Here is a 25,567-nt window from a genome sequence, read left to right as displayed (position 1 = left end):
CCGGTGCAAAACCCGGCCACACGGACCTGTCATGCACAAAAACAACAAGATTCTGCCTGCCGTCCTTTTGCTGACCGTTACGCTCCCAGCCCACGCCGATGGCTTCCTGGAAGACAGCCAGGCCTCCTTCAAGGCCCAGAACTTCTACCTTAACCGCGACTTTCGCGAAGACCCGGGTATTTCCAAGCGCGAAGAATGGGCGCAGGGTTTCATCCTCGATTTTCGCTCCGGCTACACCCCGGGCGCACTCGGCTTCGGCATCGATGCCTTGGGCATGCTGGGGCTGAAGCTCGACTCGTCCCCCGTCCGTAGCGGCACTGGGCTGCTGCCCGTGGGCGACGATGGCCGTGCGCCGGATGAATATAGCAAGTTCGGCATCACCGCGAAGGTGCGACTATCGAAGACCGAGCTGAAAATAGGCACCCAGGTGCTCAAGTACCCGACCATCGCCTCAAGCACAGGCCGTATCCTGCCGCAGACTTTCCAGGGCGGCGTGCTGACTTCCAAGGAGCTGGATAGCCTCACCGTCACCTACGCCCAGATCGACCGCACCACCAGGCGCGACTATTCGCACGGCGAGGCCATGAGCCTGGTCAACAAGAACGGGCGTTTCCGGGGAACCCCCGAAACCGATGACTTTCGCATGGCCGGTGCGGACTACGTGGTCACCCCTGACCTGACCCTCAGCTACCAGTACGGCGAGCTGGACGAGACATATGGCCAACACTACCTCGGCCTGCTCGGCAGCACCGCACTCGGCGCCGGCAAGCTGGCCCTGGACGCGCGCTTCTTCATCAGCGACGACAAAGGCCAGGCCCTCGCCGGACAAGTCGACAACCGCACGCTCAACGTATTGCTCAGCTACAGCCAGGCTGGTCACACCGTCGGCATCGCCTATCAGGGCTTGTCTGGCTCAACCGCCATGCCCTACCTGACAGGCACCGACGCCTACCTGACCAACTACATGATGGCCGCCGACTTCATGGAGGCCGGCGAGCGCACGTGGCAGTTGCGTTACGCCTACAATTTCGCCGCGCTCGGCATCCCCGGGCTGACCCTCTCGACCCGCTACAACCAAGGCGAACATGCCAACCCGGCCACCTTTGACGGCGAAGGGCGTGAGTGGGAGCGGGATACGGACCTTGGCTACACCATCCAGTCGGGCTCTCTGAAGAACCTCAACCTGCTGTGGCGCAACGCGGCGCTGCGCTCCAACTACCAGCGCGATATCGATGAGAACCGACTGATCATGAGCTACACGCTGCCGCTGTTCTGATTATCAAGGTCATGTACGAGGAGTAACCGCCATGCCTTGGCGGTATGGCCGGTAAGGTTTTTACCGGCCTTTTTTTGGGAGCACGGTTAGACAGACGCTGAATCTCCCCTCGACCAGGCCTGGGGGTGTCAGAAATTTTGTGTTCGGGCATAACATGAGTAAGAGGGGCATGTATGCCAAACAAAAAGAAACCTGCGCGCCAACCGGTGCGAGAGCTGCCGAAAATCCCGAAGGAGCTGCTTGAGCAGTTTCCTGACACCCTGATGACCGCAGAGGCGATCGAAGAGGCCTCTGCGGCGTTCAAGAAGGCACTGATCGAGGGGGTGTCTGGCTTCGCCGACACTCAGACAGTAGGTGCCGACCTGCCGCCGGCGTTGCCGCAAGTTAACCGGCTAAAGACTGGTCCTCGCTGCCGGAGCCATCGTGCAATGCAACAGGACCGTTCTATGAACCGGCATGCGCGCGCGGAGCCTTTCTCGCCAAGCCATCGTATGCATCCAGCATCCGATCGCACCATGCCATGACTGGATCGGCGTCTTCCAGCAAGCGGTTGGAACTTACGACGCGGGCCCACTGAAATGCGCCGAAGGCGATATGGTCGGCGTAGGCGGGTGCGGACCCTGTCAGATACTCTTGAGCCGCGAGCGTGCTACGCAGCGGCTTGATGGCATCCAGGAATTCTTTCAAGGATAAATCGCGCCGGGCGCGCAACTCTTCCAAGGAGAGCCCAAGCGCAGCCTCCCGGGTCCGCCTGAAGTACGATTTGTCCTGCTCCGCCAGCACCGCGTATACATCAGGCAGAATCACACGCGCCAGCGCTGGCTGTACCACCTCAGTGACCCATCGATCAATGAATCGAGTCAGAGCCACAACGCCGGCATCCCCCATCAGCGAAGGTCGCCGTGGATAGTGCTGATCCAGGTACTGCGCGATAGCCCAGCTATCCACTACACACTGCTCACCATCCATCAAAACGGGAACCTTCCCTTGGCCTGAAAAGGCTATCGTCTCCTTTTCAGTGAAACGCCACGCAATGGTCTCGACCGCCAATCCCTTGTGCGCCAACGCCAGTCGCACTCGCCAGCAATATGGGCTGAACCGCCAACTGTCGTCAGCGCCAGCAAGATCATATAGTCGTAGTCGAGTAATCATTCATGGCTCCCAGATATTCGAACGGTAATCCGCTTACCTTTACACAGAACGCTTACCAAGACCTACGGGCAGCTACAGCGTGCGAAGCATTTCCCAGAAGGATGCCCCTACGCCCGTGATGCTTTCACCCGCGATCAATCCTGCTGCCGCCGTAATCGCAAAACGCTCCGTGACGCTCGGCCACCGGCAGTTGACCAGCCAGGTCAGGATTGCGCCCAGGCTCATCATCATGGCCGTCGACGCCGGCAATATGAATGCCAGGCCTAGCGCGGCAGTGCTCGGGAGCCAGCGGGCTGCCCGTTGCGGCAGCAAGCTGTCCAGCACGCCGAGCAGCACGCCAACACCGCTACCGGCCACTATCGCCCAGCGAATCTCCGGCGACAGCGCCCCCAGCCCCTGCGTCAACGTCTGCGCCACCGCTTTCCAGGTCGCAACGGCCGGCGCGGGCCATTGCTCGGTCAGCAGCATGGTCTGCGGATCGGGGATCAGCAGCAGGTACACCAGCACACCGACCACGCTGCCGATGAAGATACCGATGCATTGGGCGATGAGCTGCTTGTGCGGCGTCGCGCCGATCGCCAGGCCCACCTTGAAGTCGTTCATCAGGTCGGTGGATTGCCCGGCCGCGCCACCCGCCGTGTTGGCGCTCATCAGGTTGAGCGCCACCTGGCCGGGGGCGACCAGGCCGAAGCCAAGCTGCGACAGCTTGCCGATGGCGCCGATCGGCGCAATGCCGGTGGCGCCGACCACGCGCGCAGCGACCACGGCAAGGCAGATAGCCAACGGAATGCTCAACAGCGCCATCCACCAGTCGATCCCGAACAGCAGGGCCTGCAGGGCCACTACCAGCGCGATGGACAGCAGCAGCCCTGCTGCGGGCCCGGGGGAAAACCGCACGCTGGCGCGCGACGCCCGGCTTACAGGCCGCTCGGCGGGTGAACGCCGTGACACTTGCAACAGACGAACCGCCAGTGAAGTCAGGGTCGCACAGACCATCAGGCTCACGCCCGGCCACAACAGCCCTGCATAGACATTCGATGGCGTGAGCAAAATGCCCAGCATCGCGCCGGTCAGCACCGCCCGCACGCTCAGTTCACGCTCGACGCGAACCTTCGGGAGGAGAGTGGGTGGAGTATGTCCCATGGCAATCTTTTGTAGTTGTCGCACGCGCGGTCTGGACAACTGAGCCCTGACAGCCACGAAGGTTCAGTAACGCTAGCGGCCCTGGAAGCCAGATCCTGCCTCTCTGGGAGAAACTTTTTGCAAAACAGGCACGATCCCCCAAAAGGTTACTGCTGGGCACGGACACCCGCCAAGGACAACTTCACGTCCACCGGCATGATTGAACTCTCAATGAATCCGATGAGCAAAATCAATTTTAAGGTTTGGACAACGCTTCATATCCTGCTCAGGCGCACCATGACGCCTGTCATCACAGCCTGGGCGAGCCCTTAGCCATGACCGCGAAGCAAAATTGACTTGATCCTGTGCCTTGGGTTTTCGCGCCTATTCTTTCCAGAGTGAACCGCATGCACAAATTGCTCGTTGCAACCTTGTTCGGCTGGCTGTGCCTATCGGCCCAGGCAAAGGAGTTCCACCCGCTTCGAGAGCACGAAAGTCCTGTCGAGCAACGGTTGCGTGATCACTTCCTTGACGCAGCACGTCGTGGCGATGGGATGATGCTCAAGGAATTCATCCAGGCGGGATACAATCTGAATGTTCGAGACGACAAGGGCTATACCGGCCTGATCCTGGCTGCCTATCACGGCCAGCGTGAAACCGTGGAACTACTGCTGGAGGCGGGGGCCGACCCTTGTGCGCAAGACCAGCGGGGAAACACAGCGTTGATGGGCGCGGTCTTCAAGGGTGAACTACGTATTGCCCGGCGCCTTCTCGATGCCGAATGCAACCCTGATCAGCGAAATGCCTCGGGCCAGACAGCGGCCATGTATGCAGCCATGTTTCAGCGCAACGACCTGCTCGACACTCTGATGGCCCGTGGCGTCGATATCAAGGCTACCGACGCGTTGGGCAATAGTGTGCAAAGCTTGCAACAGGGGGCGCTCAACGGTACGCCGAAGTAATCATTGGCAACCGTGTTTCCATATCAACGCAGCGTACCGAACATACGCTGACCGTATTTCATGAAGCGTTAGCGTCCGGCTTGTTAATTTCCCTGTTGAATAACTGGAGCGTCCGTGCAGCCGTTTATCTTACACTCGCCAACCCGTATCAACCGGCCAGATACTCGTCTACCGACTTGACCGTGCCATAGCCAAACGCGAAAGCTGCCATCATGGCTGCGTGAACCTGGGCCGCCGGCACTGTCACCCCATTGAATTCAAGATCCAACGTTGCACAGGCATCGTGTATCACCGTTGTCGGATAGCCCATGTCTGCGGCGGCGCGCACGACGGCATCGACGCACATGTGGCTCATGGCGCCGACGACAACGACCTGCTCGATGCCACGATCATCCAGCTGCTGCTTGAGATCAGTGTCACGGAAGGAATTGATGTGGTTCTTGGTGATGACTGGCTCGCCATCCCTGGGCGCCACGGCCGCTTGAATATCCACGCCATCGGAGCCCGGCACGAAAACCGGCGCCTCGCCATTGGCAAACTCATGACGAACATGAAATACGGGGATGCCTTTGCTGCGGGCATTCTCAACGACTCGGGCGGCGTTCGAAGTCGCCGCCTCGATGCCCGACAACGGTAGCTTGCCGGTTGGCAGGTATTCGTTCTGCAGGTCGACAACGATCACACCTTCTAGCTTCATGGCCTTTCTCTCCATCAGCGTTCATGTACCGAGGACGGCGCGTACGCGCGAAGGAGGAGTATAGCTACAGCGTGCGCAGCATTTTCCAGAACGATGCACCTACGCCCGTGATGCTTTCACCGGCGATCAAGCCTGCTGCCGCTGAGAAGGATGAGACGTTGGTCTGGGCTGCGCATTTGCTGTCGGGGGCGGGCGTTGGTAGAGGATGTGAGGATGGGCTTGGCTCGGTGGACTGGTTAGAAGAGGGGCGGGCTGGGGCTGGTCTCCGAAGTGCAGTGGCTACTGGAGCGTGGATTGTCTTGTGGTTGCTGCTGAGGGTGGGCTTGTGGCTTGAGGTTGCCAGTGGAGGGCCATCCCCACCGCTACAAGAGCTATCGAAAATCCCGAAGGAGCTGCTTTAGCAGTTTCCCAACACGCTGAGGACCGCAGAGGTCATCGAAGAGGCCTCTGCGGTGTTCAAGAAGGTGCTGATCAAGCGAGCCCTAAATGCCGAGCTTGGTCATCACCGAAACACTCTGTTTCCCCAAGCGGAACCGAAATGCTAAACAGCCTAGGCGCCTTCACAGTGTCGAACCACCGTTCAGCAACCGCCTGGAACGTCAGCACCTGCTCGGCTCGCAGTTTTTCCGCCTTGGCCTTCCTGGCTCAGTGAAGCGATACCTAACGCAGCGCTGGTACGGACCTGTTGTGCCAGCGTTTGCGCGCCCTTGAGGCCGATATCAGGATACCGGCTTTCCTTGCCGTGAGCCGGTATTTGAGCCGCCATAGCTTGCCCAAGGCCTGCTGACCTCCAGGTACAGGCCTAGCACGATGTGTTGATCTTGGCAGGCTGCAGACACCGTCCCTTAGAAGCTATCCGGATCCCCGAAGAACATCTGAATCCGCGACCGCAACCACCGCTCCGCCGGATCATTGTCCTGCGCCCCCCGCCACGCCATGTGCAGCTCGAAACTGCGCACCTCCATCGGCAGGTCCTCAGCCCTCAACCCGCCCGCCGCCGTGAGCACCTCGGCGGTGTAGTCAGGCACGGTGGCGACGATGTCGGTCCCCGCGAGCAGGCTGCCCAGCCCGTTGAACTGCGGCACCGCCAGCACCACATGACGCTTGCGGCCGATCTCGCCCAGGGTCTCGTCGATAAACCCGCTCAGGTCACCGGCGAACGACACCAGCGCATGGGGCCGGGCGCAGAAGTCGTCGAGGGTGATGCTGCCGGGTACGCTGTCGGCGCGCAGCAGCTTGGGCTTGCTGCGGCGCAGCAACTTGCGCTTGGCGTTGGCTGGCAGTTCGCTGGTGTAGCTCACGCCGACCGAGATCTCGCCCGAGGCCAGCAGGGTCGGCATGAGCAGGTAGTTGACCCGGCGCACCACCAGCACGATGCCGGGCGCTTCGGCGCGAATGCGCTTGAGCAGGCGCGGCAGCAGGGCGAACTCGGCGTCGTCGGACAAGCCGATGCGAAACACGGCGTTGCTGGTCCCGGGGTCGAACTCGGCGGCGCGGCTGACGGCGGTGGAGATCGAGTCCAGCGCGGGGGAGAGCAGGGCGAAGATCTCGTGGGCCCGCGCCGAAGGCTCCATGCTGCGCCCGGTGCGCACGAACAGGGGATCGTCGAACAGGCCGCGCAGGCGCGAAAGGGCCGCACTGATGGCGGGCTGGCCGAGAAACAGCTTCTCGGCGGCACGGGTCACGCTACGCTCATGCATGAGTGTCTCGAAGACGATCAGCAGGTTGAGGTCGACGCGGCGCAGGTCGTTACGGTTCATCAGGAGCTTCGCAAGGATGGGGCAGGGGTGAATCTTAAGGCCAAAGGCTGTTAACCTGCACCGCTTTGTGAGCACCCGGCCCGGATAAAACCGCAGGGGCTCAATCGATGCCAGGCATGTCGACTATTAATAGCCGCTGATGGTCTAACGCTCAAAGCCCGGATAAAGTCCGTGGTATTGAAGATTCACTAGGCGAGGTTTGCGATGTCCCGCATGATCCGTTTCCACAAGTTCGGCGCGGCCGATGTGCTCAAGTGCGAAGAGCAGGCCGAGCCGTCACCCGCTGCGGGCGAGGTACAGATCCGCGTCGAGGCGATCGGCGTGAGCTGGTACGACGTGCTCTGGCGGCAGAACCTGGCGCCGTCCAAGGCCCGCCTGCCCGCCGGTATCGGCCACGAGATGGCGGGTGTCGTCACGGCGGTCGGCGACGGCGTCGACGACCTGGCGGTCGGTGACCGGGTCGCCAGCTTCCCGGCCACCAGCGCCAACGACCACCCGGTCTACGGCGAGGTGATCGTGCTACCACGCACGGCCCTGACCCGCTACCCCGAGCACCTCACCCCGATCGAGGCCAGCGTGCACTACACGCCGCTGCTGATCGCCTATTTCGCCTATGTCGACCTGGCCCGTGCCAAGGCGGGGCAGACGGCCCTGGTGACCGATGCCAGCCACTGCGCAGGTCCCGCCTTCGTGCAGTTGGGCAAGGCGCTGGGGCTCAAGGTGTTCGCCGCCACCAAGGATCCGGAGCAGCGCGACTGCCTGCTCAGCCTGGGCGCCGACAAGGTGATCGTCACCGAAGAGCAGGACCTGGTCATGCAGGTCGGCAAGTACACCGATGGCCGTGGCGTGGACATGGTCCTCGATGGCATGGGCGGTCCGCAGATGTCGCTGCTTGGCGATGTCCTGGCGCCGCGCGGCAGCCTGGTGCTGTATGGCCTGCAGGGTGGCAACCAGACGCCGTTCCCCGCCTGCGCGGCGTTTCAGAAGAATATCCAGTTCTTCCTGCATTGCGTGAGCAACTTCACGGGCAAGCCGGAGCTGGGTATCAGCCAGGACCACGTGGCGCTGCAGCGCGCATTGCGTGACATCAACCAGTTCACTGCCGATCATTTGCTGACGCCTCAGATCGTCCGGGTCTACCCGTTCGAGCAGGTCGTCGAAGCCCATCGCTACATGGATGAATGCCCCTGTGGCGGGCGAGTGGTGCTGGACCTCAGCGGCGGCTGATTGCCGGGCATGACGTGACCTTTTACTCCCGGCAATAAGCCCGAGCCCCGTCTCGGGCTTTTTTATAGATATTTCCTACGCGCAGCTCAGAACGGTCCTACGGGCTACATAGGGATAATCGATCCAGCATAGGTACTCTCCAGTCAGCGGTGAGCGCCCTGGCGACCCTATTCATTGCCAGTGAGGTGACCCTATGAGCAAACGCCATGATCAGGCCATGCACTCTATCTACCAGCAGGTGCTGGCGCGCCTGCTCGGCCACATGTCGCAGGCGCAGCGGGCGTCATTGCAGTTGCTGATCCAGCGCCTGGTGGTGGCGGCCGGTGGCCTGCAGCGGATCGGTGATTTCACGCTGCTGCTGCTCGATGCCGGTGACCGGCGCAGCGCTCATGCCCTGGCCTGCCTGCGCGCGGCCCAGCTGAGTATCGCCACGCGTTCGCGGTGCACTTTCACTCTGCGGGTCGCGGTTGTCCGGATGACGGGAGTGGGCAGCCACGCGCTGGGTAATTGCGAGCGCAGCTTCGGTGCGCTGTTTCTCCACGACGACCCCCGCGTGCAATTGCTGATGATCGAGGACGGGCAGGTCATGCCGTTCGACAGCCGGAGGCCGCAGCCGCGCCTGACGCAGGAGCGCGAGGCGTTTCTGCTGTTCGGCCACCTGGCTGCTGCACGGCCGCACTGCCTGCTCGGCAGCCGTCATCAGCTGGCACTGGCCGACGCCTATACCCAGGTACTGGGCGTTGACGGCGAGGCAAGTGCGCTGGTCTGTGCGTTGCCGGCGGGCCAGCGGCAACGCTACCTCGCCTGGGCGCGACGTAGCCTGCGCCATGCAGGACAGCCGACGGGGTGGCCGTTGCAGGCCTGCGCCCGAACCCTGGCCGCAGGCCTGAGTCACCTGCACCATGACCTGCAGCGACAGCTGCAAGGTGCCGTGCAGAGCCCGGCGGCGTTCCGCAACTGCGCATCTGCGGCCGTGCCGCTGGAAATCATCGCCGTCGATGGACTGCTGCATGACCTGGCCGCACCGCAACGTCTCGATGGCATGCTTGGCCATCGCGAAGGCTGGACTGATGGCGTGCCTGCCCTGGAGGCGATCAGCGATCCTGTGCTGGTGGCTCACTTGCACGGGTTGCGGGGTGAGTATTTTTCCCGTCGCGGCTATGAAGAAGGTTTCAATGGCTATATCTGGCGCAGGCGTGGCGATGAGGCAAGCGTGGACATCCCTGGCTGGGAGTCCGTGCGGGCAGAGGCCAGCGTCTATTTCGAGCAGGCATTCGAGCTGCGAGACCCGCAGTTGGCCTGCCTGCTGTACGCGCCGTTCATCGGTCGCGGACAGCGCCTGGAGTATTACCTGCGCCGCTGCCACCCGGCCATGCGCGTTGCGCTGCCCTACCTGCACAGGGCATTGCAGGGCCGGGACTGCCCGCAAGCGGTGGAGCAGTGGCTGGTCTCGAACAGCGGCCTGAGCATGGTGCAACTGCAGCGGTTGTATCGACATCACCCCTCTTCGGTCGCTGGCGATTCGTTGCTGGCGCAGCTTGGGGCGCGGGACATCGACCTGCGCCGAGCCCTTGCTGGGTGACGTCAGCATCCCCAGCTTGCGGAGTGCACCGGGGCGCACTCCACCCCTCGGCCCCAGCATGACGGTCGTCGCTTCACTCGGTTTTTTTCACATTCACTTCACGCACCTCCAACAGCCCAACTTCTAGAGTCCCCGCCCATTCGTAGCCGTTCCAGCGGCTACGCCAGCGCCCTGTTTTTTCCACGGGCAGCAATGACAAGGCGCGGACTCCGGGTCAGGTAAATGCCGGCGCTTTGCGCACGCTTGTAAGCATCGCAAGGAAGTAACCATGCAGTCCCCTTCACGTACAGCTTTTTACCTGAGCAATCTAGGTCTACCCGTGCTGCTGGCGGTGGGTATCTTCGTTTTTTTCGATCTGACGAATCTGGACATCTGGATCAGCAACCTGTTGCTCGATCCAGTCAGCGGCCAGTTCCCGCTACTTCATGACCCGTGGTTTGAGAAAGTTACCCATAAATGGCCTCGGATACTGCCCAACTGGACCGGTGAAGCAGCGGTGATTGGATCGCTATTGTCCTTCGTATGGCCTCGGTTTGCGGAACATCCTCAAGCTCCCGCCACCCGTTTGCTGGAGACGACGAAGATCGCACCATTGCTTCGCTTTACCACCCATCATCGTCGTGACTTACTATTCGTGGTGATAGCCTTCGCTTTATGCACCACCGTCATTCACTATCTCAAAAGCCACACCAGCGTTTACTGCCCTGTGGAAACTACTCTCTACGGCGGTACTGAGCTGCGCATGGAATGGTTCCACAACTTCAGGTGGCTTGGCAAAGCTGGCTCGGGACGTTGCTGGCCGGGCGGGCACGCCTCCAGTGGCTTTACCCTGCTGGCACTGTATTTCGTTGCCGTGCGCTACGGCTGGCGCCATGCACGCGCACTGCTGGTGGCAATTCTCTCTCTGGGCTTCATCTACGGTACAACCCGCGTACTGCAGGGTTGGCACTATATGTCGCACACCTTTTGGGCAGGCATTTTCGTCTGGTTGACAACATGGACGACTGCACTGGTGTTCTATGGCCGGCTGGCCTTGCAATCGCCTGTCCGGATCTGCGATGCGAAGCAACGCCGATGGGGAGTCGGCACCTCGCCATCACCACTGCGTGCAGAAAGAAGTCTGGATACCACCAGCGAATAGAGCGTTACCCACGACGTTGAGCAGCATCAACGAAACCAACCGCTATCGCACTGAGGCCGGCAGATCACCACTGAAGGGTGTATCGCGCACTTTCTTTCTCACAATGCCTGGAGCTTCTTTATCGACCGGCTGATAGAGGTGTCGTGCGATGGCTGGCTGCTCTATCGGCCCGACACTGCCATCGCACGGCAAACGCGTGGACAACCTGGCATAAGACAGGATTTACACATTACCACTCGGATCTCACGCGCCGCTCATCGGAAGAAATCCGCTCCGTTTACCGCTACACGTCATACACCAAAGCCGCCACGGTCCCGCCCCAGCAAGTCCATTTCGATTTCTGCGGGACAATTTTTCTTTTCTGATGACCGACACCGTGATCCGGCTCGCTTGCAAGCGAGGTGGATCTGTATGTATAACCAGTATCCGTTCGCTGCCCCCGACCCTCACCGTGATCGCCCACTCCGTCGAAGACCCGTTCTACTACCTGCACAACTTCCAGCAGGTACTGGAGTGGGTAGAACTGCGTTATGCCGACCTGCTCGAGGCTGAGGAACAGGCGTTTATCCGTGCGTTCGGCCTGTTGCCCCAAGCCTCCCGCGGCTTGCTGGTGCGCATGGTCATGCGCAAGGGCCAGCTGTTTCGCGCCAGCAAGCTCGATTACGCCGAGATCGGCTGCACCCGCCAGGCCCTGGAACCGCTGCTGCATCACCAGTGGGTCAGCACCGATGCCCAGCTGAGTCTCGAGCAGCTGTTCGCCTTGCTGCGCAAGGAGGAAGTCGCCGAATGCTTCGTCGCCCAGTTGGCCCATCCACGCGCGGCCAAGTCGCTGCTGCTGACCCAGCTGCAAGCGCTGGCCCTGCCTGCCAGGCCGTTTGCCGAGTGGTTCCCGGACTGTTCCGATGTGATCGTCGAGTGGCGCCTGCAAGCGCTGTGCGACCGCCTGCGGCTGTTGTTTTTCGGCAATCTCTACCAGGACTGGTCCGAGTTCGTCCTCGCCGACCTGGGCCTGCTGCGGTACGAGCAAGTGGCCTTCAGCGCCGACTCACGGGCGCTTCGCCAGCGCGCCGAGGTGGAGCTGGCCATGGCCTTGCACGACTGCGCCGAACGCCTCGAACAGGGTGAGCCGCCGGCTCGTGTACTGGCGGCGCTCGAGGGTCTGCACAGCGACAACCCTTGGCTCGTCCGGCGCCGTTCGCGGCTGCTGTTCCAGCTTGGCCAGCAATGCGAGCGGTTGGGTGAGTGGAATCTTGCCTTGGCGGTGTACGCCGACTGCCGTCATCCCCAGGCACGCATTCGCCAGGTGCGCGTGTTCGAGCGCAGCGAGCAATGGGCGCCGGCACTGGCGCTGGCCAGCGAGCTGGCGGCGGCGCCGGCCAACCCCCTTGAGGTACAGGCGCTCGAGCGCATGCTGCCGCGTCTGCGGCGCAAGCTTGGCGGCCCGCCGCAGCCGCGCAAGCGGGCCTCGACGGTGCGGCTGGTCGAGCTGGAGCTGCCGGTCGAGCAGTCCTTGCTGGGGGTAGAGGAGGCCGTGCGCCTGCACCTTGCGCAGGAGGGGGGGCAGGCGCACTACGTTGAAAACACCCTGTTCAACAGCCTGTTCGGGCTGCTGTGCTGGGAGGCGGTCTTCGCGCCAGTGCCGGGGGCATTCTTCAACCCGTTCCAGGCTGCGCCGCAAGACCTGCACGACGCTGACTTCCAGTCCCGGCGCGGCGAACTGTTCGAGGCGTGCCTTGGCCTGCTCGATGACGACCGCTACCAGCAGCGCATCCGGCAGTGCTTTTCGGCCAAGCAGGGCTTGCAGTCGCCCTTCGTGTTCTGGGGCATGCTCAACGAGACCTTGCTTGACCAGGCACTGACCTGCCTGCCACCCGCCCACCTGAAGCAATGTTTCCGGCGCCTGCTGCAGGACGTGAAGAACAACCGCACCGGCATGCCCGACCTGATCCAGTTCTGGCCGCAGGAAGGGCGCTACCGCATGGTCGAGGTCAAGGGGCCGGGCGACCGCCTGCAGGACAACCAGCTGCGCTGGCTCGACTTCTGCCATGCCCATGGATTGCCGGTGGAGGTCTGGCACGTGCGCTGGTCCGGGCAGGCCGCATGAGCTACACCGTGGCCGTGCGCGCGCTGTGCGAGTTTACCGCCAAGGCCGGAGACCTCGACCTGCGCTTCACGCCGTCGCCCACCGCACAGGAAGGCATCAGCGGCCACCGGCGGGTGGTGGCGCGGCGTGACGCCGGGTACGAGTCGGAAGTCGCCCTCGAAGGACATTACCAGAGCCTGCGGGTGCGCGGCCGCGCCGACGGTTATGACCCGGCGCGCAACCGCCTTGAGGAGATCAAGACCCACCGCGGCGACCTGGCCCGGCAGCCCGGCAACCACCGGGCGCTGCACTGGGCCCAGGCGCGGGTCTACGCCTGGCTGCTCTGCCAGCAGCGGCAGCTGGACGGGATCGAAGTTGCGCTGGTCTACCTGGATATCGACAGTGACCGCCAGACCCTGATCACTGAGCACCATACCGCTGCCTCCCTGCAGCAGTTTTTCGAGCAGCAGTGCCAGGTCTTTCTCGCCTGGGCCCAGGCCCAGGAGCGCCGGCTCGCCGAGCGCGACCAGGGGCTAAAGGCGCTGGGCTTCCCCTACAAGGATTTCCGGCAGGGCCAGCGGCAACTGGCCGAGACCCTGTACAAGGCAGTGAGCACCGGCCGCTGCCTGATGGCCCAGGCCAGCACCGGCATTGGCAAGACGCTGGGGACCTTGTTCCCGCTGCTCAAGGCCATGGCGCCGCAACAGCTGGACAAGCTGTTTTTCCTGACCGCCAAGACCCCAGGGCGTGCCCTGGCGCTGAATGCCCTGCGCCAGGTCATGGACAGCAGCCCGGATCTCGCCCTGCGCAGCCTGGAGCTGGTGGCCCGCGACAAGGCCTGCGAATACCCCGGCACTGCCTGCCATGGCGAAGCCTGCCCCTTGGCCAAGGGCTTCTACGATCGCCTGCCTGCTGCGCGCGAGGCGGCCATCCGCCAGCCCATGCTCGACCAGGGCACCTTGCGCGAGGTGGCTTTGGCGCACCAGGTCTGCCCTTACTACCTGGGGCAGGAGATGGCGCGTTGGGTGGACGTGCTGGTGGCCGACTACAACTACTATTTCGACGCCTACGCCTTGCTGTTCGGTCTGACCCAGGCCAATCAGTGGAAGGTGGCGGTGCTGGCCGATGAGGCGCACAACCTGGTGGAGCGGGGCCGGCAGATGTACAGCGCCACCCTGGACCAGGGCCAGTTGCTGACCCTGCGCCAGAGCAAGCCCGCAGGCCTGGGCACTGCCCTGGACCGTCTCAACCGGCAGTGGAATGCCCTGTACAAGGATCAGATCGCCCCGTACCGGGCCAGCGAGCAACTGCCGGATGCCTTCATCAAGGCGCTGCAGCAGTGCATCGGCCTGATCCAGGAACGGCTCAACGACGCGCCCAACGAGGTCGAGCCGCAGGTCCTGCAGTTCTATTTCCAGGCCCTGCAGTTTACCCGTGTCAGCGAACTGTTCGACGAGGATTTCGTCTTCGACATCAGCCCGCGAAACGGCCCGCGCCAGCGGCGCCTGGCCAGCCTCTGCCTGCGCAATGTGGTGCCCGCGCGGTTGCTGGGCCCGCGCATGGCGGCCGCGCGCAGCGTCACGCTGTTTTCCGCGACCTTGAGCCCCCGGCGTTTCTACGCCGACCTGCTGGGCATGCCCGCCGACACGGCCTGGCTGGAGGTCGCCGCGCCGTTTCGTGCCGAGCAGCTGAAGGTGAGGGTGATCAGCCAGGTCTCCACCCGTTATCACCAGCGCCAGGCCTCGCTGGCGCCGATCGTCGAGCTGATTGCCGCGCAGTACCAGGAGGTGCCCGGCAACTACCTGGCGTTTTTCAGCAGCTTCGAATACATGGACCAGGTTGCCGCGCTGCTTGCCGAGCGCCACCCGGCAATTCCCCGCTGGAGCCAGGCGCGGGGCATGGACGAGGCCGCGCGCGCGGCGTTTCTTGCCCGCTTCGTGCCAGACGGGCAGGGGGTGGGTTTCGCGGTGCTCGGCGGGGCATTCGCCGAAGGGGTGGACCTGCCGGGCACTCGGCTGATCGGCGCGTTCGTGGCGACGCTCGGACTGCCGCAGGTGAACCCGGTCAACGAGCAGCTCAAGCAGCGCATGGGTCGATTGTTTGGGGCGGGGTTCGACTACACCTATCTCTATCCCGGCATTCGCAAGGTGATCCAGGCAGCGGGGCGGGTGATCCGGGGGGATGAGGACCGGGGCACATTGCTGCTGATCGATGAGCGGTTTGCCGAGCCTGGGGTACGGCAGATGTTCCCGGGGTGGTGGCGGGTGGAAGGCGAGTAGCGGTTCGTTGCGGACCGGCAGTGCACCTCGCGGGCATAAAACAGCCCACCCGGATCGCACACCTCTGAAACTCCCATTACACTGCGAGCTCCAACCCCCACATTTCCTGAATCTCGAGGTTTATGCATGACGCTCAGTCCTTTGGCAGGCAAGCCGGCACCGGCCAGTGTGCTGGTCGATATCCCCCGGTTGCTGACCGCGTACTACACGGGCCGGCCGGATGCTGCCGTGGCGGCGCAGCGCGTGGCATTTGGCACCTCTGGGCATCGCGGTACTTCGCTTGAACTGAGCTTCAACCAGGATCATGTGCTGGCCATCACTCAGGCGATCTGCCTGTACCGCAAGGCCCAGGGCATCGATGGCCCGCTGTTCGTCGGCGCCGACACCCATGCCCTGTCCGCACCCGCCGCGGCCAGTGCGCTGGAAGTCCTGGCGGCCAATGGCGTGCAGGTGATGCTGTCGCAGGACGATGAGTACACCCCGACCCCGGCCGTGTCCCACGCCATCCTCTGCTACAACCGTGGCCGCACCCAAGGCCTGGCCGATGGCGTGGTCATTACGCCATCGCACAACCCGCCCCAGAGCGGTGGCTTCAAGTACAACCCGCCTAACGGCGGCCCCGCCGACAGCGATGTGACCAAGTGGATCGAGAACAAGGCCAACGAACTGCTGGCTGCAGGCCTCGAGGGTGTCGAGCGCATGGACCATGCCCAAGCCTTGCAGGCGCCTACCACTCACCGGCATGACTACGTCGGCAACTATGTCGCCGATCTGGAAAACGTCATCGATTTCGACGTGATCCGCGAGGCCAAGCTGCGCCTGGGCGTCGACCCTTTGGGCGGTGCTGGCGTGCGCTACTGGTCGGCAATCGCCGAGCGTTATCAGCTGGACCTTGAAGTGGTCAATTCCGAGGTGGACCCAACCTTCCGCTTCATGACTGTGGACTGGGATGGTCAGATCCGCATGGACCCGTCCTCGCCGCATGCCATGCAAGGCCTGATCGGCCTGCGCGAGCGTTTCGACGTGGCCTTCGCCTGCGACCCGGACCACGACCGCCACGGCATCGTCACCGCCGATGGCCTGCTGGCACCGAACAACTACCTGGCTGTAGCCATCGACTACCTGTTCCAGAACCGTCCGCAATGGCGCAGCGATGCCGCAGTCGGCAAGACCGTGGTCAGCAGCGGCATGATCGACCGCGTCACTGCGCGCCTGGGCCGCCGGCTGCATGAGGTGCCGGTGGGCTTCAAGTACTTCGCCCAGGGGCTGTTCGAAGGCTCGCTCGGCTTTGGTGGAGAAGAGAGCGCTGGCGCCTCGTTCCTGCGCAAGGACGGCAGCGTCTGGACCACCGACAAGGACGGCCTGATTCCCGCGCTGCTTGCCGCCGAGATGACTGCCCGTACCGGCCGCAACCCGAGCCAGGCCTATGCTGCGCTGACCGAGGAGCTGGGCAAGCCATACGCTACCCGTGTCGAGGCCAAGGCCGACCCGCGGCAGAAAGCCCTGCTGAGCAAGCTGGCGCCCGAGCAGGTCAAGTCCACCACGCTTGCTGGCGAGCCGATCGAGCAGATCCTCAGCCATGCACCGGGTAACGAACAGGCGATTGGCGGTCTCAAGGTGATGACCGCCAACGGCTGGTTCGCTGCCCGGCCGTCGGGCACCGAAGACATCTACAAGATCTACGCCGAAAGCTTCATTGACGAGGCGCATCTGCAGCGCCTGGTCAGCGAGGCCCAGGTACTGGTAGACGCGGCAATCGCGTGATGTTGACGGGGGAGGCGCGAGCCTCCCCCTTGTTTGCACAGGCCAGTATCAGGCCACGTCCACCAACACCACCTCACTGTCCTCCAGCGCCACTACGGTCAATATCTCCTCCCGCTCGACCGCTACCCCATCCCGGGCTTCGGCACGCAGGCCATTGACCTCGATCGCCCCCTTGGCCGGTACCAGATAACCACGGCGCCCGGCTTCGAACCGGTACTCTGCCGTCTCACCGGCACGCAAGGTCACAGCGGCCAGGCGTGCATCAGCGCGGATCCGCAGGCTGTCCTCATCCCCGGCGCGGCCACTGGCCAGGGTCACGAAACCCTCGCCACGATCCCCCTTGGGGAAGGGCCGGGTGCCCCACGAGGGTGCTTCCCCCGTGCGATCCGGAATGATCCAGATCTGGAAGAGAAGGGTGTCGACTGCTTCCACGTTGAATTCGCTGTGAGTGATGCCGGTGCCAGCACTCATCACCTGCACGTCACCCGCTTCGGTGCGGCCCTTGTTGCCCAGGTTGTCCTGGTGGGTGATCGCGCCTTCGCGGATATAGGTGATGATTTCCATGTCGCGGTGTGGATGGGGCGGGAAGCCACTGCCGGCGGCGATCAGGTCATCATTCCAGACCCGCAGGTTGCCCCAGTGGGTGCGTGCTGGATCGTGGTACTCGGCAAACGAGAAGTGATGGTGGGCATCGAGCCAGCCATGGTTGGCGTGACCGAGGCTGTCGAAAGGTCGAAGTTGCAGCATGGCGGTGCTCCTTGATGAGTGGAATGACGCCATGATGCGCTATAAACGTATCGAAATTAAGCGTAATTATCGACTCAATTAGATCTATATAATCGATACTTGTAAGCGCGGTTCTTTCTCCGTTCCAGCGTCTAATCAACTGATTTTTCAAGCATTCGCTGGCGGTTTATTGCTGATAAAGCGAACATGACCGCTGAATTTTTCTATGCGTGGAGTCGCCGTGTCTCACGACCACCCTCAGTCACCGGTCGAGCTGACGCCGCCGGCACAATTACCCTGGCTGCGCCGCCTCGCCGCACGGCTGCTGGGCCGTGGCCTAAGTGGGCTGCAGGCACAGCACCGGGATTCCTGGTTCCTGGGCCACGCCACGGGTCAGCGCAATGGCCATGCCGATGGCTTGCGCGAAGGCTATGACCAAGGGCGGGTCGACGGCTACGAGGCCGGACGCCAGGTGCTGGTGATTCGAGACAGCCGCCCGGACGGCCACGGTGTTCCCGGTGAAGACGACAAGCTGTTCGATGACTGGCGCCTGCCCCTGACCGCAGAGCTGAAGAAACGCTTCAAGGCGGACGTGGCCCAGCGCCTGCCAGCCGAGGTGCAGCCCAGCGCAGCGCAGTGGAAACTGATCTTCAGCGACACACCATCGACCTGCGTGGTGGCGGGCGCCGGTGCGGGCAAGTCCACCTCCCTGGTCCTGCGCATCCTGCTACTGCGCCATTACCTTGGCTTCGAGCTGGACGCCATGACGGTGGTCACGTTCACCCGCGAGTCGCGCAAGGACTTCATCAAGCGTCTTGTGCAGGTGTTTGGCTTGTGGGAACTGAACCTGAACCCGGTGCAGGCGCGCGAACTGGTCCGCACCTTCCACTCGCGCATCCTGCCGCTGGTGCGCAGCCTGCCGGGTTTTGGCCAGGTGCGTGCCTTCGAGACCCTGGGCAGCGAATTGCCCAACGGCAGCGAAGCCAATGCCGAAAGCAATCCATTCGACCTGCGCCTCAACGATGCGCAGCGCCAGCAGCTCAACCTGTGCTACCGCGACCTGCTTCACGACAGCCCGCGCTTTGCCGAGCTCATCGCCGGGCTGCGCCGCGAGGCCCTGCAGCTCAAGTCGCTGGACCGCGACCATCCTGATGTGCAGAAGCGGGTGGCGGTGACCCAGCTGTCGTCCCAGCGCGACGAAGAGCTGTGCGACCTGATAGAAGACCTCTGGTTCTCGGCAGGGGCCTGGCCCATCAAGGGCATCGAGCCCAATCGTCACACGGTCGAGATCAACGGCAGCCGCTTCCATGTCCATGGCCACGTCGCCGAGCTGGATGCCTGGGTCGTGCTGGGCTTTGATCCTGGGGAGAGCCAGCAGTACAAACGCTCCGGAGCCAAGTTGCCGGTGTGGGCAGAGTGGGTGATCAAGCGCACCCTGTTTCAAGCTTTCTGCGATAAGCCTGTGATCTGGCTGGAAAACTATTCAGCGGCCAGGCGCCTGGCGTCTTCCCTGGCGGGCGACGCGGTGGCGGGCCCGGGCTTCGAGTACAAGGTCAAGGGCGAGCTGGCTCCGGCACCGTTGCTCGACGCGTTTGTCGGCGCCGCGGGTTTTATCGAAAACCTCGGACTGGAGGTATCGACGGCCGTCAGCGGCATGAGTTTCCCGCCCGGTGACACCGATGCACTGTTCTTTGAAGCCTTGAGCCTGTACTCCAAGGCCCTCGAGGCGCATCTGCTCGCACAGTCGCCGCCGATCATGAGCTACAACCGCATGTTCGCGCTGTTCGGGGAAAACAACCCGGAAAACCTCCGGTTGCTGCCTGATCCACTCTTGCGGCCGCTGGCACACCTGATGATCGACGAGTTCCAGGACGTCTCGCCGCAGATCGTCAGCTGGCTGCGCGCCTGCCTGCGCGAGATTCGCCGCCGTGGTCCCGCGCTGCATGTCGGGCGTGCGGCGCAGCACTCGTCCTTGCTGTGCGTCGGCGATGACTGGCAGTCCATCTATGGCTGGCGCGGCAGTTCGCCCAAGTACTTCATGGAGTTCGCCAAGGAGTTTCCCTCGCCGGCCAACACACGCGTGATGCTGGTGGAAAACTACCGCAGCCATCAACACATCATTGATGCGGCCGAGCATCTGGTGAAACCGGCACCGGCCATCAATGGCAAGAAGGCCAAGGCAAGTGGCCCCGCAGCGCTGCTGCCGGTGAGCCCGGTGCGGGTCATGGAGCGCGATGATGCGAGCCTTGCCCAGACCGTCGAGGAGCACTATCAGCAAGGCGAGACAGTCATGATACTGTTTCGAAAAAGCAGCGATAAGTCTTTGATAGCAGAGAGTATACGCTCGATAGTTGAAGTGGATTCGAGATTGCCCGCGGATCAGCGCCGTCTTCGCCAGCTGACCTACCACAGTGCCAAGGGCCTCCAGGCCGATGCCGTGTTCCTGCTCGGTGATTGCCAGCACATGACCCGTTCGCCCTACAAGAACCAGGTCTATCGCCTGGCGGGCCTTGGCCGCAGCGGGGATGCCCAGGCATTCGACACAGCGCAGCAGGAGGAGATCCTGCGCCTGGCGTACGTGGCGGTCACCCGGGCGGTGCGGCACTGCTACTGGTATGTGGAAACGCCGAGCGGCGAGGCAGCGAAACTGCCCCGCGCGTCCAGTCAGGTAGATGGCCGGCAGGCCTTCTTCGAGGACCTGCGCGGCCAGTAGGGCGGATCAGTTCGGGCCGGTCTCAAGACCGCGCGTCAGGCTCAGCAGCAAGCCTTCCTCGACGGTCCTTTGCTCGCTGAGCAGAGCGTTGATCGCCGCGTTGTACTGCTCGGAGTTGATCTCGACCCGCTGCAGGTTGCCCTGGGCATCCACCAACGGCCTGCCCAGGGCCTCGGCGAGGGTTGTGCTGACCGAGGGGGCCAGCTGCGTCACGGCCATGCTGTCCGGGTCCAGGCAGTACTCCAGGTAATCAAGGCCTGCTCGCCAATAGTGGGTGAGCACCTCGAACTGCCCGCCATAGCGACGCTTCAGGGCGGCCTGCCAGGCCGGTTGCCCGGCGATCCATTCGTGTCGCGCGCCGGCGTCGGCGTCGAGCTCCCGGACCGCTTCGGCAACATTGTGTTGCACCCGCGTGGAAACCTGAGCACTGTCCCGGTAGAGCATGCCGTGGCTTGGCTCAGGGTAGTCCAGCGTCTTCGCCAATCCCTGGCGCAACGCGAGGCGGATCTCGATATCGTCTACCAGTGTCTGGCGCAGATTGATGTCGGGCAGCTCTTCCGGCACGTCGAGCTCGTCCAGCGCTGGCAGGTCGTCCAGGTAATCGATCAACGCAGCCTTGCGCATCCCCCGCTTGTAGGCGATACGCTCGGCAAGCCGGTTGACCTGCTCGCGCCGGTACAGCTTGCGGTACAGCTGCAATTGCGCGGGGCCGACGTGAGCGCCTGCTCCTGCCTCGTGGCTCAGCACTTCGACCTCCAAGGCACTGAACGCATCCGTACCGGCGTCGCCGCAGGTCGCCGGGAAGGTCTGCGCGAGGGCGTCGAGGCGCTCACGCAGGGCTGTGTCAGCCCCCGCCTTGGCCAGCAGCGCCCATACCCTTTCGCGCAGCACCGAGGGCTGGCGCTGCGCCTCAGCGGACTCCGCCAGGCGCTCAAGGACCTCGAGCAACCACGCATGCTCGCCGTCGTCGAACAGCGCGGACCACAACTCGGTCTGTTCTGGCGTGCTGTCGACGGCCCAGAAGGCTTGCCAGTCCTCGACGGCGGGCCGGTCCTCGAAGACAGCCACGCCGATGCCTCGCAGCCGAGCCCTGCCGGCGGCCTCCAGCTCGTTGTAGTTGAACAGCCAGCGCCTGCCGTTCACACCGGCAGCCAGGTCGCGGGCAAAGGGCATCTGCAGCACGGTGTCGAGCGCTGGTACCCGATGGATCTCGTTGGAGGACAGGTCAATGTGACGCAGCTGATAGCGTGGCTGGTTCATCAGCGTGCTCAGGCCGGGTGGCCAGGCGGTGAGCTCGCAGTGGCTCAGGTTCAGATAGTCGAGCCTCGCCATGAAACTCAGGTCCGGAGCAACGCGCAGAGGATTGAGTTCAAGGTGCAGGACCTGGGTATGGACCAGGTCCTGGAAACAGCGGGCCATCGCTTCATCCAGGGTGATGCGGTTGTTGGCCAGGCTCAGGGCGTCGAGCTTGAGCTGGGCCAGGAACCGGAGATCCGTTTCGCCCAGTACCAGCAGGTTGCGACGCAGGTTGAGCAGGCGCAGGCGCCGCATGCCCAGCAGGGCTTCCCTGGCCGTGACGGAAATGCCGGTCAACTCGTTGCCGGTCAGATGCAATTCCTGCACATCGGGCGCCGCTTTCAGGCCTTGGAACAGCGTCTCGCTGTCGATTGCCGGATTGCCGCTGATATACAGCTGCTCAAGGTTGGGGAAGCACCCAAGGAAATCGACGGCCATGCGCTGCATGCCGAGATTCTCTATCTTCAGCACCTTGATGTGCTCCAGGCGGGCCGTGAGCGGGGGCAGTTCGGACAATTGCATGTTGTCGAGGGTGAGCATCCCGCGCATGACACCGCCTTCCTTGCGCCAGGCGTTTTTCAGGCGTTCCGAGCATTCGGCTCGGTGCTCGCGCTCCAGGAAATCTGCCGATGAGTGCGTCCACTGGGCCAGGCCGCGATCAAGGATGTAATACTCCTGCTCCAGCTTGCGCAGGGCGGCTGCTGGATTGCTGCCCAGGCCGTCGCGCAGCTGTCTGATCTGCGCGCTGTCCAGCTCGGGGAACAGCGCCCGCATGCGGCGGTCGACCGGTCCTGCGGAGCGGCCGCTCAAGGGATAGCCCAGGCGGCCATCGCCCAGCCGCAAGGGTGAGCGCCAGCCGGTGGCAGCCTGCTGTTGACCGATGAGCTTGCCAGCGTTGGCGCGGTCGGCGGCCGCGGTGTCGAACAACGTTGTCGCGGGCAGATCCGGATGCTCGAGCTGCAAGCCGGCGAGCAGGCGGCGGCTGTCGTCATTGGCCAGGCCCTGCCGGGCCAGGCCTAGGATCGCGCGGTCCAGGCGCACGCGCGCCTGCAAGTGCCGCGCCTCTTCGGCAATCCGTAACGGCACCCGCCCTTGAGCGGTCATGCGCTGGCGCTCGGCGCTGCTTGCATGGCGGACGATTTCCTCCAGCGCTTCAGGTGGCAAGGAAGGGAACTGCCGTCCCAAGGTCGCGGCGGCGGTGCCCGACAGCTCGCGATGTCCCTGGTACAAGCTGCTGAACAGCGACTGGCGCTTGTGCTCCAGGTGATCGGCCAGCCGATCCTGCAGGGCTTGCGCGCGGTCCTGCGCCGGCACTTTCTCTCCCACCAGCGCCACCGCAACTTGCTCATCGAGCTGGGCCAGCACCGTCGGGGCGAGCTCGCCATTGTCGAGCTCGGTGCGGGTGACCTGCACGACCGTGTCGCCCAACTGTCGCGGGCGCCCATAGGTCACGGAACTCCCCCACGGCTCCGTACCCTCGAAGACTTGCAGCAGATGGTCGTCTGGCCAGCCGGGCAGCTCCACCAGCGCTGTGCTGGCAAAACTCTTGTAGGCCGCCAGGGGCAGGTTGGAGCGGGTCCGGGTGATGATCTCGCTGACCTCCTGGTCCCCCTTGATCCGCTTCAGGGCGTCTTCAAGCAAGGCCGGTGGCGGCTGGTCGGCGACGTGCATGCGCTGGAGCACGCCTTGGTCGGTGCCGCAGGCGCGCAGGGCAAGTTCAAGCTGGTGGTCATCGAGCCCCTGGGTCATCGGGCCCATGCGGTGCAGCAACCGCGCGGGCTCCCATTCCAACGGCTGCTCGACGTCCAGGCGCCAGGCACCCTTGCCGTTATGCCTCAGGCGTGGGCTGTAGGCAGTGGCGTCATTGGGGTGCCGGATCCGCCATTGCCCATCGCCCTCGTGATACTGCTCGAACAGCTCGCCATCCAGGCGAATACAGGTCTTGCCGCCGCTACTGTACTGGCCCATCGAGTTGGGCTCGGACTGTGCGGCAAGCGTGACACTGCTGCGGTAAGGGGTCAGGTCGGGATGCCAGAGCCGCTCGGCGTCGTCGACGAAGACGCTGCGCAGTTGCTCGACGAACCCCGACGCCTTTATCACCGCCGCGCCGCCTGCCAGCGTCCCCACGGTGATAGCGTTGACCAGCAGCGACTCGACGTGCGCAAGCGCCTGGGCGCTATCGCCGTCTTCCCAGGCCTGGATGCCATGAAAGACATCGCCCATCACCTGGGCCGCGCCAATGGCCAGCATCAGCGGATTGAGCAGGGGAACGAACATGGCGGCCACGTTCACGACGTCCAGTCCGAGCTCCAGCCAGTGTTCGAGTTGCTCGCGGCGTGCCCGGGCGTTGGCATCGGCGGTGGGCACCGCGATGGTCCTGGCGTCCCCGCGCAGCTTGAGCGCGTGGGCATTGGCCAGGTGATGCCAGGCCCCGGCGGGAAGGGTACGCTCCTGAACGTCCAGGTGAACCTTCGCACGAGGCGCCAACCCCTCTGCGGGTTCATTCACGGTTTCGAACAGCGCCTGCTGCAGTCGGCTCGCCAGTGCCGGTTGCAACCGGCGCGGGGCGTAGCCGATCAGCAGGCGTCGGAAGGGTGTACTCACCAGCCGGCTCTTGAACTCGCGGCTCCAGGCTTGCAGCGAGGCATACTCGCGCACCGGGTGCAGCGGATCCCCAGGGATATAGACAATGCAAGGATTGACCTGGTCGCCATCGACCGGACCGATCAACAGCACTTCATGGATTGGCGTACCGAACAGTGTGATTTGTCTGCAAGCGACGGGACGCTGGCGGTAATAGCAGTCCGTGTTGGGCTGGCAGAATTGCAGCAGCGCCTGGTAGCCGGCATCGGTCAGCAGGCCCTGCAGGTTGGCAACCAGCGCGCACACCGCCAGTTCATCGCGGCTGGCCTGGGCCATCAGCGGTTGCCAAGCTGCGCCCTCCAGGACCTTGGCGAGGTGCGCTTGGTACTGCTGGCCGAGGTCCAGCGTCCGGCATCGGCGCACGAATTGACCCAAGGTCAGGCCTGACAACGGGGAAGCGTCGTTTGGCCCTTGCTGCAACCGGCTCAGCGGGCCAGGCTCGTCCTCGCGTTCGAAGTTGTGCAGCGCAGCTGCCAGGAGGCTGCGTGACTGCGCAGCGCCAACCGCTTCGATGCTTGGCTCGGGTTGCTCACGAACGCCGCCCAGCGGCAGTTCGCCACCCACAGGGTCGATGTAGACGTGCTCTTTCCAGGGTTGAAAGCGGTATTGCGCCGTGAGCACCGAAGCCTTGATGCCCAGCGCCTGCTCCAGCAAAGGCGTGCAAAAGTCATTGATGCCCCGCAGGTGGACCAGCGCCTTGGCCAGCGCCTCACGGCTACGGTCGCGCTGTTTGATGGCCTCGCCCAGTTGCTGCTGGCTGGTGGCAGCCGCCGTGGCGTACCAGGCAAAGGGACGGCCCTCTACGTCGAGGTATTCCTTGCGCAGGCTCTGCAGCAGGCGGCTGGCATGGGTACTGCTCAACTGCGTGCTCCAGCGGGGCAAGGCCTGGGTGATGTGCGTGGCGTACAGGTGGTCGGGGGTAGTGGTTGGCATGACTGGCGTCTCCAGCGTTTCAGGAGCCGCAATCAGATACCCAGGCATTGGCGTGCTGGTGGTAGTTATCGGTCACCACGCGTTCACGTATCGCTTGCAGCTCCGCCCCCGATTAAGGGGATTTACCGGGGAATGCCCCCCAATCCGCTCAGGTTCCCAGCCCAACTGATTGATTCAAGGACGAAATTTGAGATGGCACGGCCTTTGCTCC

At 63.5% G+C, this 25,567-nt stretch carries 15 protein-coding genes and 3 pseudogenes; 11 read left to right on the top strand and 7 right to left on the bottom strand.

What is annotated here, in order from left to right; genetic code table 11:
• Positions 1–31: 31 nt before the first annotated feature.
• Together AC0ZZU_RS11865 and AC0ZZU_RS11860 are read left to right on the top strand one after the other, a co-directional pair.
• Positions 32–1,276 (top strand): OprD family porin, encoded by a 1,245-nt coding sequence (locus AC0ZZU_RS11865; protein WP_476340856.1) that lies wholly within the window; start codon positions 32–34, stop codon positions 1,274–1,276.
• A gap of 173 nt (positions 1,277–1,449) precedes the next feature.
• Positions 1,450–1,596: pseudogene (locus AC0ZZU_RS11860) on the top strand (IS256 family transposase); the annotation flags it as partial.
• A gap of 124 nt (positions 1,597–1,720) precedes the next feature.
• Here the strand turns inward: AC0ZZU_RS11860 and AC0ZZU_RS11855 are convergent.
• Entirely contained in the window at positions 1,721–2,428 is a 708-nt protein-coding gene (locus AC0ZZU_RS11855) for a glutathione S-transferase N-terminal domain-containing protein (protein WP_476340854.1), read from the bottom strand.
• A gap of 72 nt (positions 2,429–2,500) precedes the next feature.
• Positions 2,501–3,448, bottom strand: a pseudogene (locus AC0ZZU_RS11850) (OPT/YSL family transporter); the annotation flags it as partial.
• A 509-nt stretch (positions 3,449–3,957) separates the two neighbouring features.
• Here AC0ZZU_RS11850 and AC0ZZU_RS11845 point away from each other — a divergent pair.
• Positions 3,958–4,512 (top strand): ankyrin repeat domain-containing protein, encoded by a 555-nt coding sequence (locus AC0ZZU_RS11845; RefSeq protein WP_476340852.1) that lies wholly within the window; start codon positions 3,958–3,960, stop codon positions 4,510–4,512.
• A gap of 148 nt (positions 4,513–4,660) precedes the next feature.
• Here AC0ZZU_RS11845 and AC0ZZU_RS11840 read toward each other — a convergent pair whose 3' ends face one another.
• Entirely contained in the window at positions 4,661–5,209 is a 549-nt protein-coding gene (locus AC0ZZU_RS11840; protein WP_476340850.1) for a cysteine hydrolase family protein, read from the bottom strand.
• A gap of 323 nt (positions 5,210–5,532) precedes the next feature.
• Between AC0ZZU_RS11840 and AC0ZZU_RS11835 the strand changes: the two are divergent.
• Positions 5,533–5,715, top strand: a pseudogene (locus AC0ZZU_RS11835) (hypothetical protein); the annotation flags it as partial.
• Positions 5,716–6,054: 339 nt separating this feature from the next.
• Here the strand turns inward: AC0ZZU_RS11835 and AC0ZZU_RS11830 are convergent.
• Positions 6,055–6,969 carry a LysR family transcriptional regulator gene (locus AC0ZZU_RS11830; protein WP_476340848.1) on the bottom strand — a complete coding sequence of 305 codons (915 nt, stop codon included), beginning with the start codon at positions 6,967–6,969 and terminating at the stop codon, positions 6,055–6,057.
• Between the two features lie 204 nt (positions 6,970–7,173).
• Here AC0ZZU_RS11830 and AC0ZZU_RS11825 point away from each other — a divergent pair, with 204 nt between their 5' ends.
• On the top strand, positions 7,174–8,196 hold the full coding sequence (locus tag AC0ZZU_RS11825) for a zinc-dependent alcohol dehydrogenase family protein (RefSeq protein WP_476340846.1): 1,023 nt from the start codon (positions 7,174–7,176) through the stop codon (positions 8,194–8,196).
• Between the two features lie 193 nt (positions 8,197–8,389).
• On the top strand, positions 8,390–9,778 hold the full coding sequence (locus AC0ZZU_RS11820; protein WP_476340844.1) for a hypothetical protein: 1,389 nt from the start codon (positions 8,390–8,392) through the stop codon (positions 9,776–9,778).
• 73 nt (positions 9,779–9,851) lie between these two features.
• Here the strand turns inward: AC0ZZU_RS11820 and AC0ZZU_RS11815 are convergent, their stop codons facing one another.
• Positions 9,852–9,977: a hypothetical protein gene (locus AC0ZZU_RS11815; protein WP_476340842.1), complete on the bottom strand. Its 126-nt coding sequence runs from the start codon at positions 9,975–9,977 to the stop codon at positions 9,852–9,854.
• A gap of 69 nt (positions 9,978–10,046) precedes the next feature.
• On the opposite strand from AC0ZZU_RS11815, the gene AC0ZZU_RS11810 reads away from it, so the two are divergent.
• From AC0ZZU_RS11810 to pgm, 4 genes are all read left to right on the top strand, one after another.
• Positions 10,047–10,919: a phosphatase PAP2 family protein gene (locus tag AC0ZZU_RS11810; protein WP_476340840.1), complete on the top strand. Its 873-nt coding sequence runs from the start codon at positions 10,047–10,049 to the stop codon at positions 10,917–10,919.
• A gap of 451 nt (positions 10,920–11,370) precedes the next feature.
• Positions 11,371–13,023 carry a VRR-NUC domain-containing protein gene (locus tag AC0ZZU_RS11805; RefSeq protein WP_476340838.1) on the top strand — a complete coding sequence of 551 codons (1,653 nt, stop codon included), beginning with the start codon at positions 11,371–11,373 and terminating at the stop codon, positions 13,021–13,023.
• Complete coding sequence (locus AC0ZZU_RS11800; RefSeq protein WP_476340836.1) at positions 13,020–15,281, top strand: ATP-dependent DNA helicase; 2,262 nt, start codon at positions 13,020–13,022, stop codon at positions 15,279–15,281. The genes AC0ZZU_RS11805 and AC0ZZU_RS11800 overlap by 4 nt, the downstream gene beginning before the upstream one ends.
• A gap of 126 nt (positions 15,282–15,407) precedes the next feature.
• Entirely contained in the window at positions 15,408–17,045 is a 1,638-nt protein-coding gene (gene pgm / locus AC0ZZU_RS11795) for a phosphoglucomutase (alpha-D-glucose-1,6-bisphosphate-dependent) (RefSeq protein ID WP_476340835.1), read from the top strand.
• Positions 17,046–17,093: 48 nt separating this feature from the next.
• On the opposite strand, the gene AC0ZZU_RS11790 is transcribed toward pgm, so the two are convergent.
• A complete protein-coding gene (locus AC0ZZU_RS11790; RefSeq protein WP_476340834.1) occupies positions 17,094–17,792 on the bottom strand; it encodes a pirin family protein in 699 nt (232 codons plus the stop codon).
• A gap of 205 nt (positions 17,793–17,997) precedes the next feature.
• Here AC0ZZU_RS11790 and AC0ZZU_RS11785 point away from each other — a divergent pair, with 205 nt between their 5' ends.
• Positions 17,998–20,484 (top strand): UvrD-helicase domain-containing protein, encoded by a 2,487-nt coding sequence (locus AC0ZZU_RS11785; protein ID WP_476340833.1) that lies wholly within the window; start codon positions 17,998–18,000, stop codon positions 20,482–20,484.
• 6 nt (positions 20,485–20,490) lie between these two features.
• Here the strand turns inward: AC0ZZU_RS11785 and AC0ZZU_RS11780 are convergent, their stop codons facing one another.
• Positions 20,491–25,356: an NEL-type E3 ubiquitin ligase domain-containing protein gene (locus AC0ZZU_RS11780; protein WP_476340831.1), complete on the bottom strand. Its 4,866-nt coding sequence runs from the start codon at positions 25,354–25,356 to the stop codon at positions 20,491–20,493.
• Between the last annotated feature and the right edge of the window lie 211 nt (positions 25,357–25,567).

This window comes from Pseudomonas sp. JE3303 (assembly GCF_056312565.1).
Note: the sequence above shows the minus strand (reverse complement) of the source record. Positions and strands in the feature narration are given on the sequence as shown.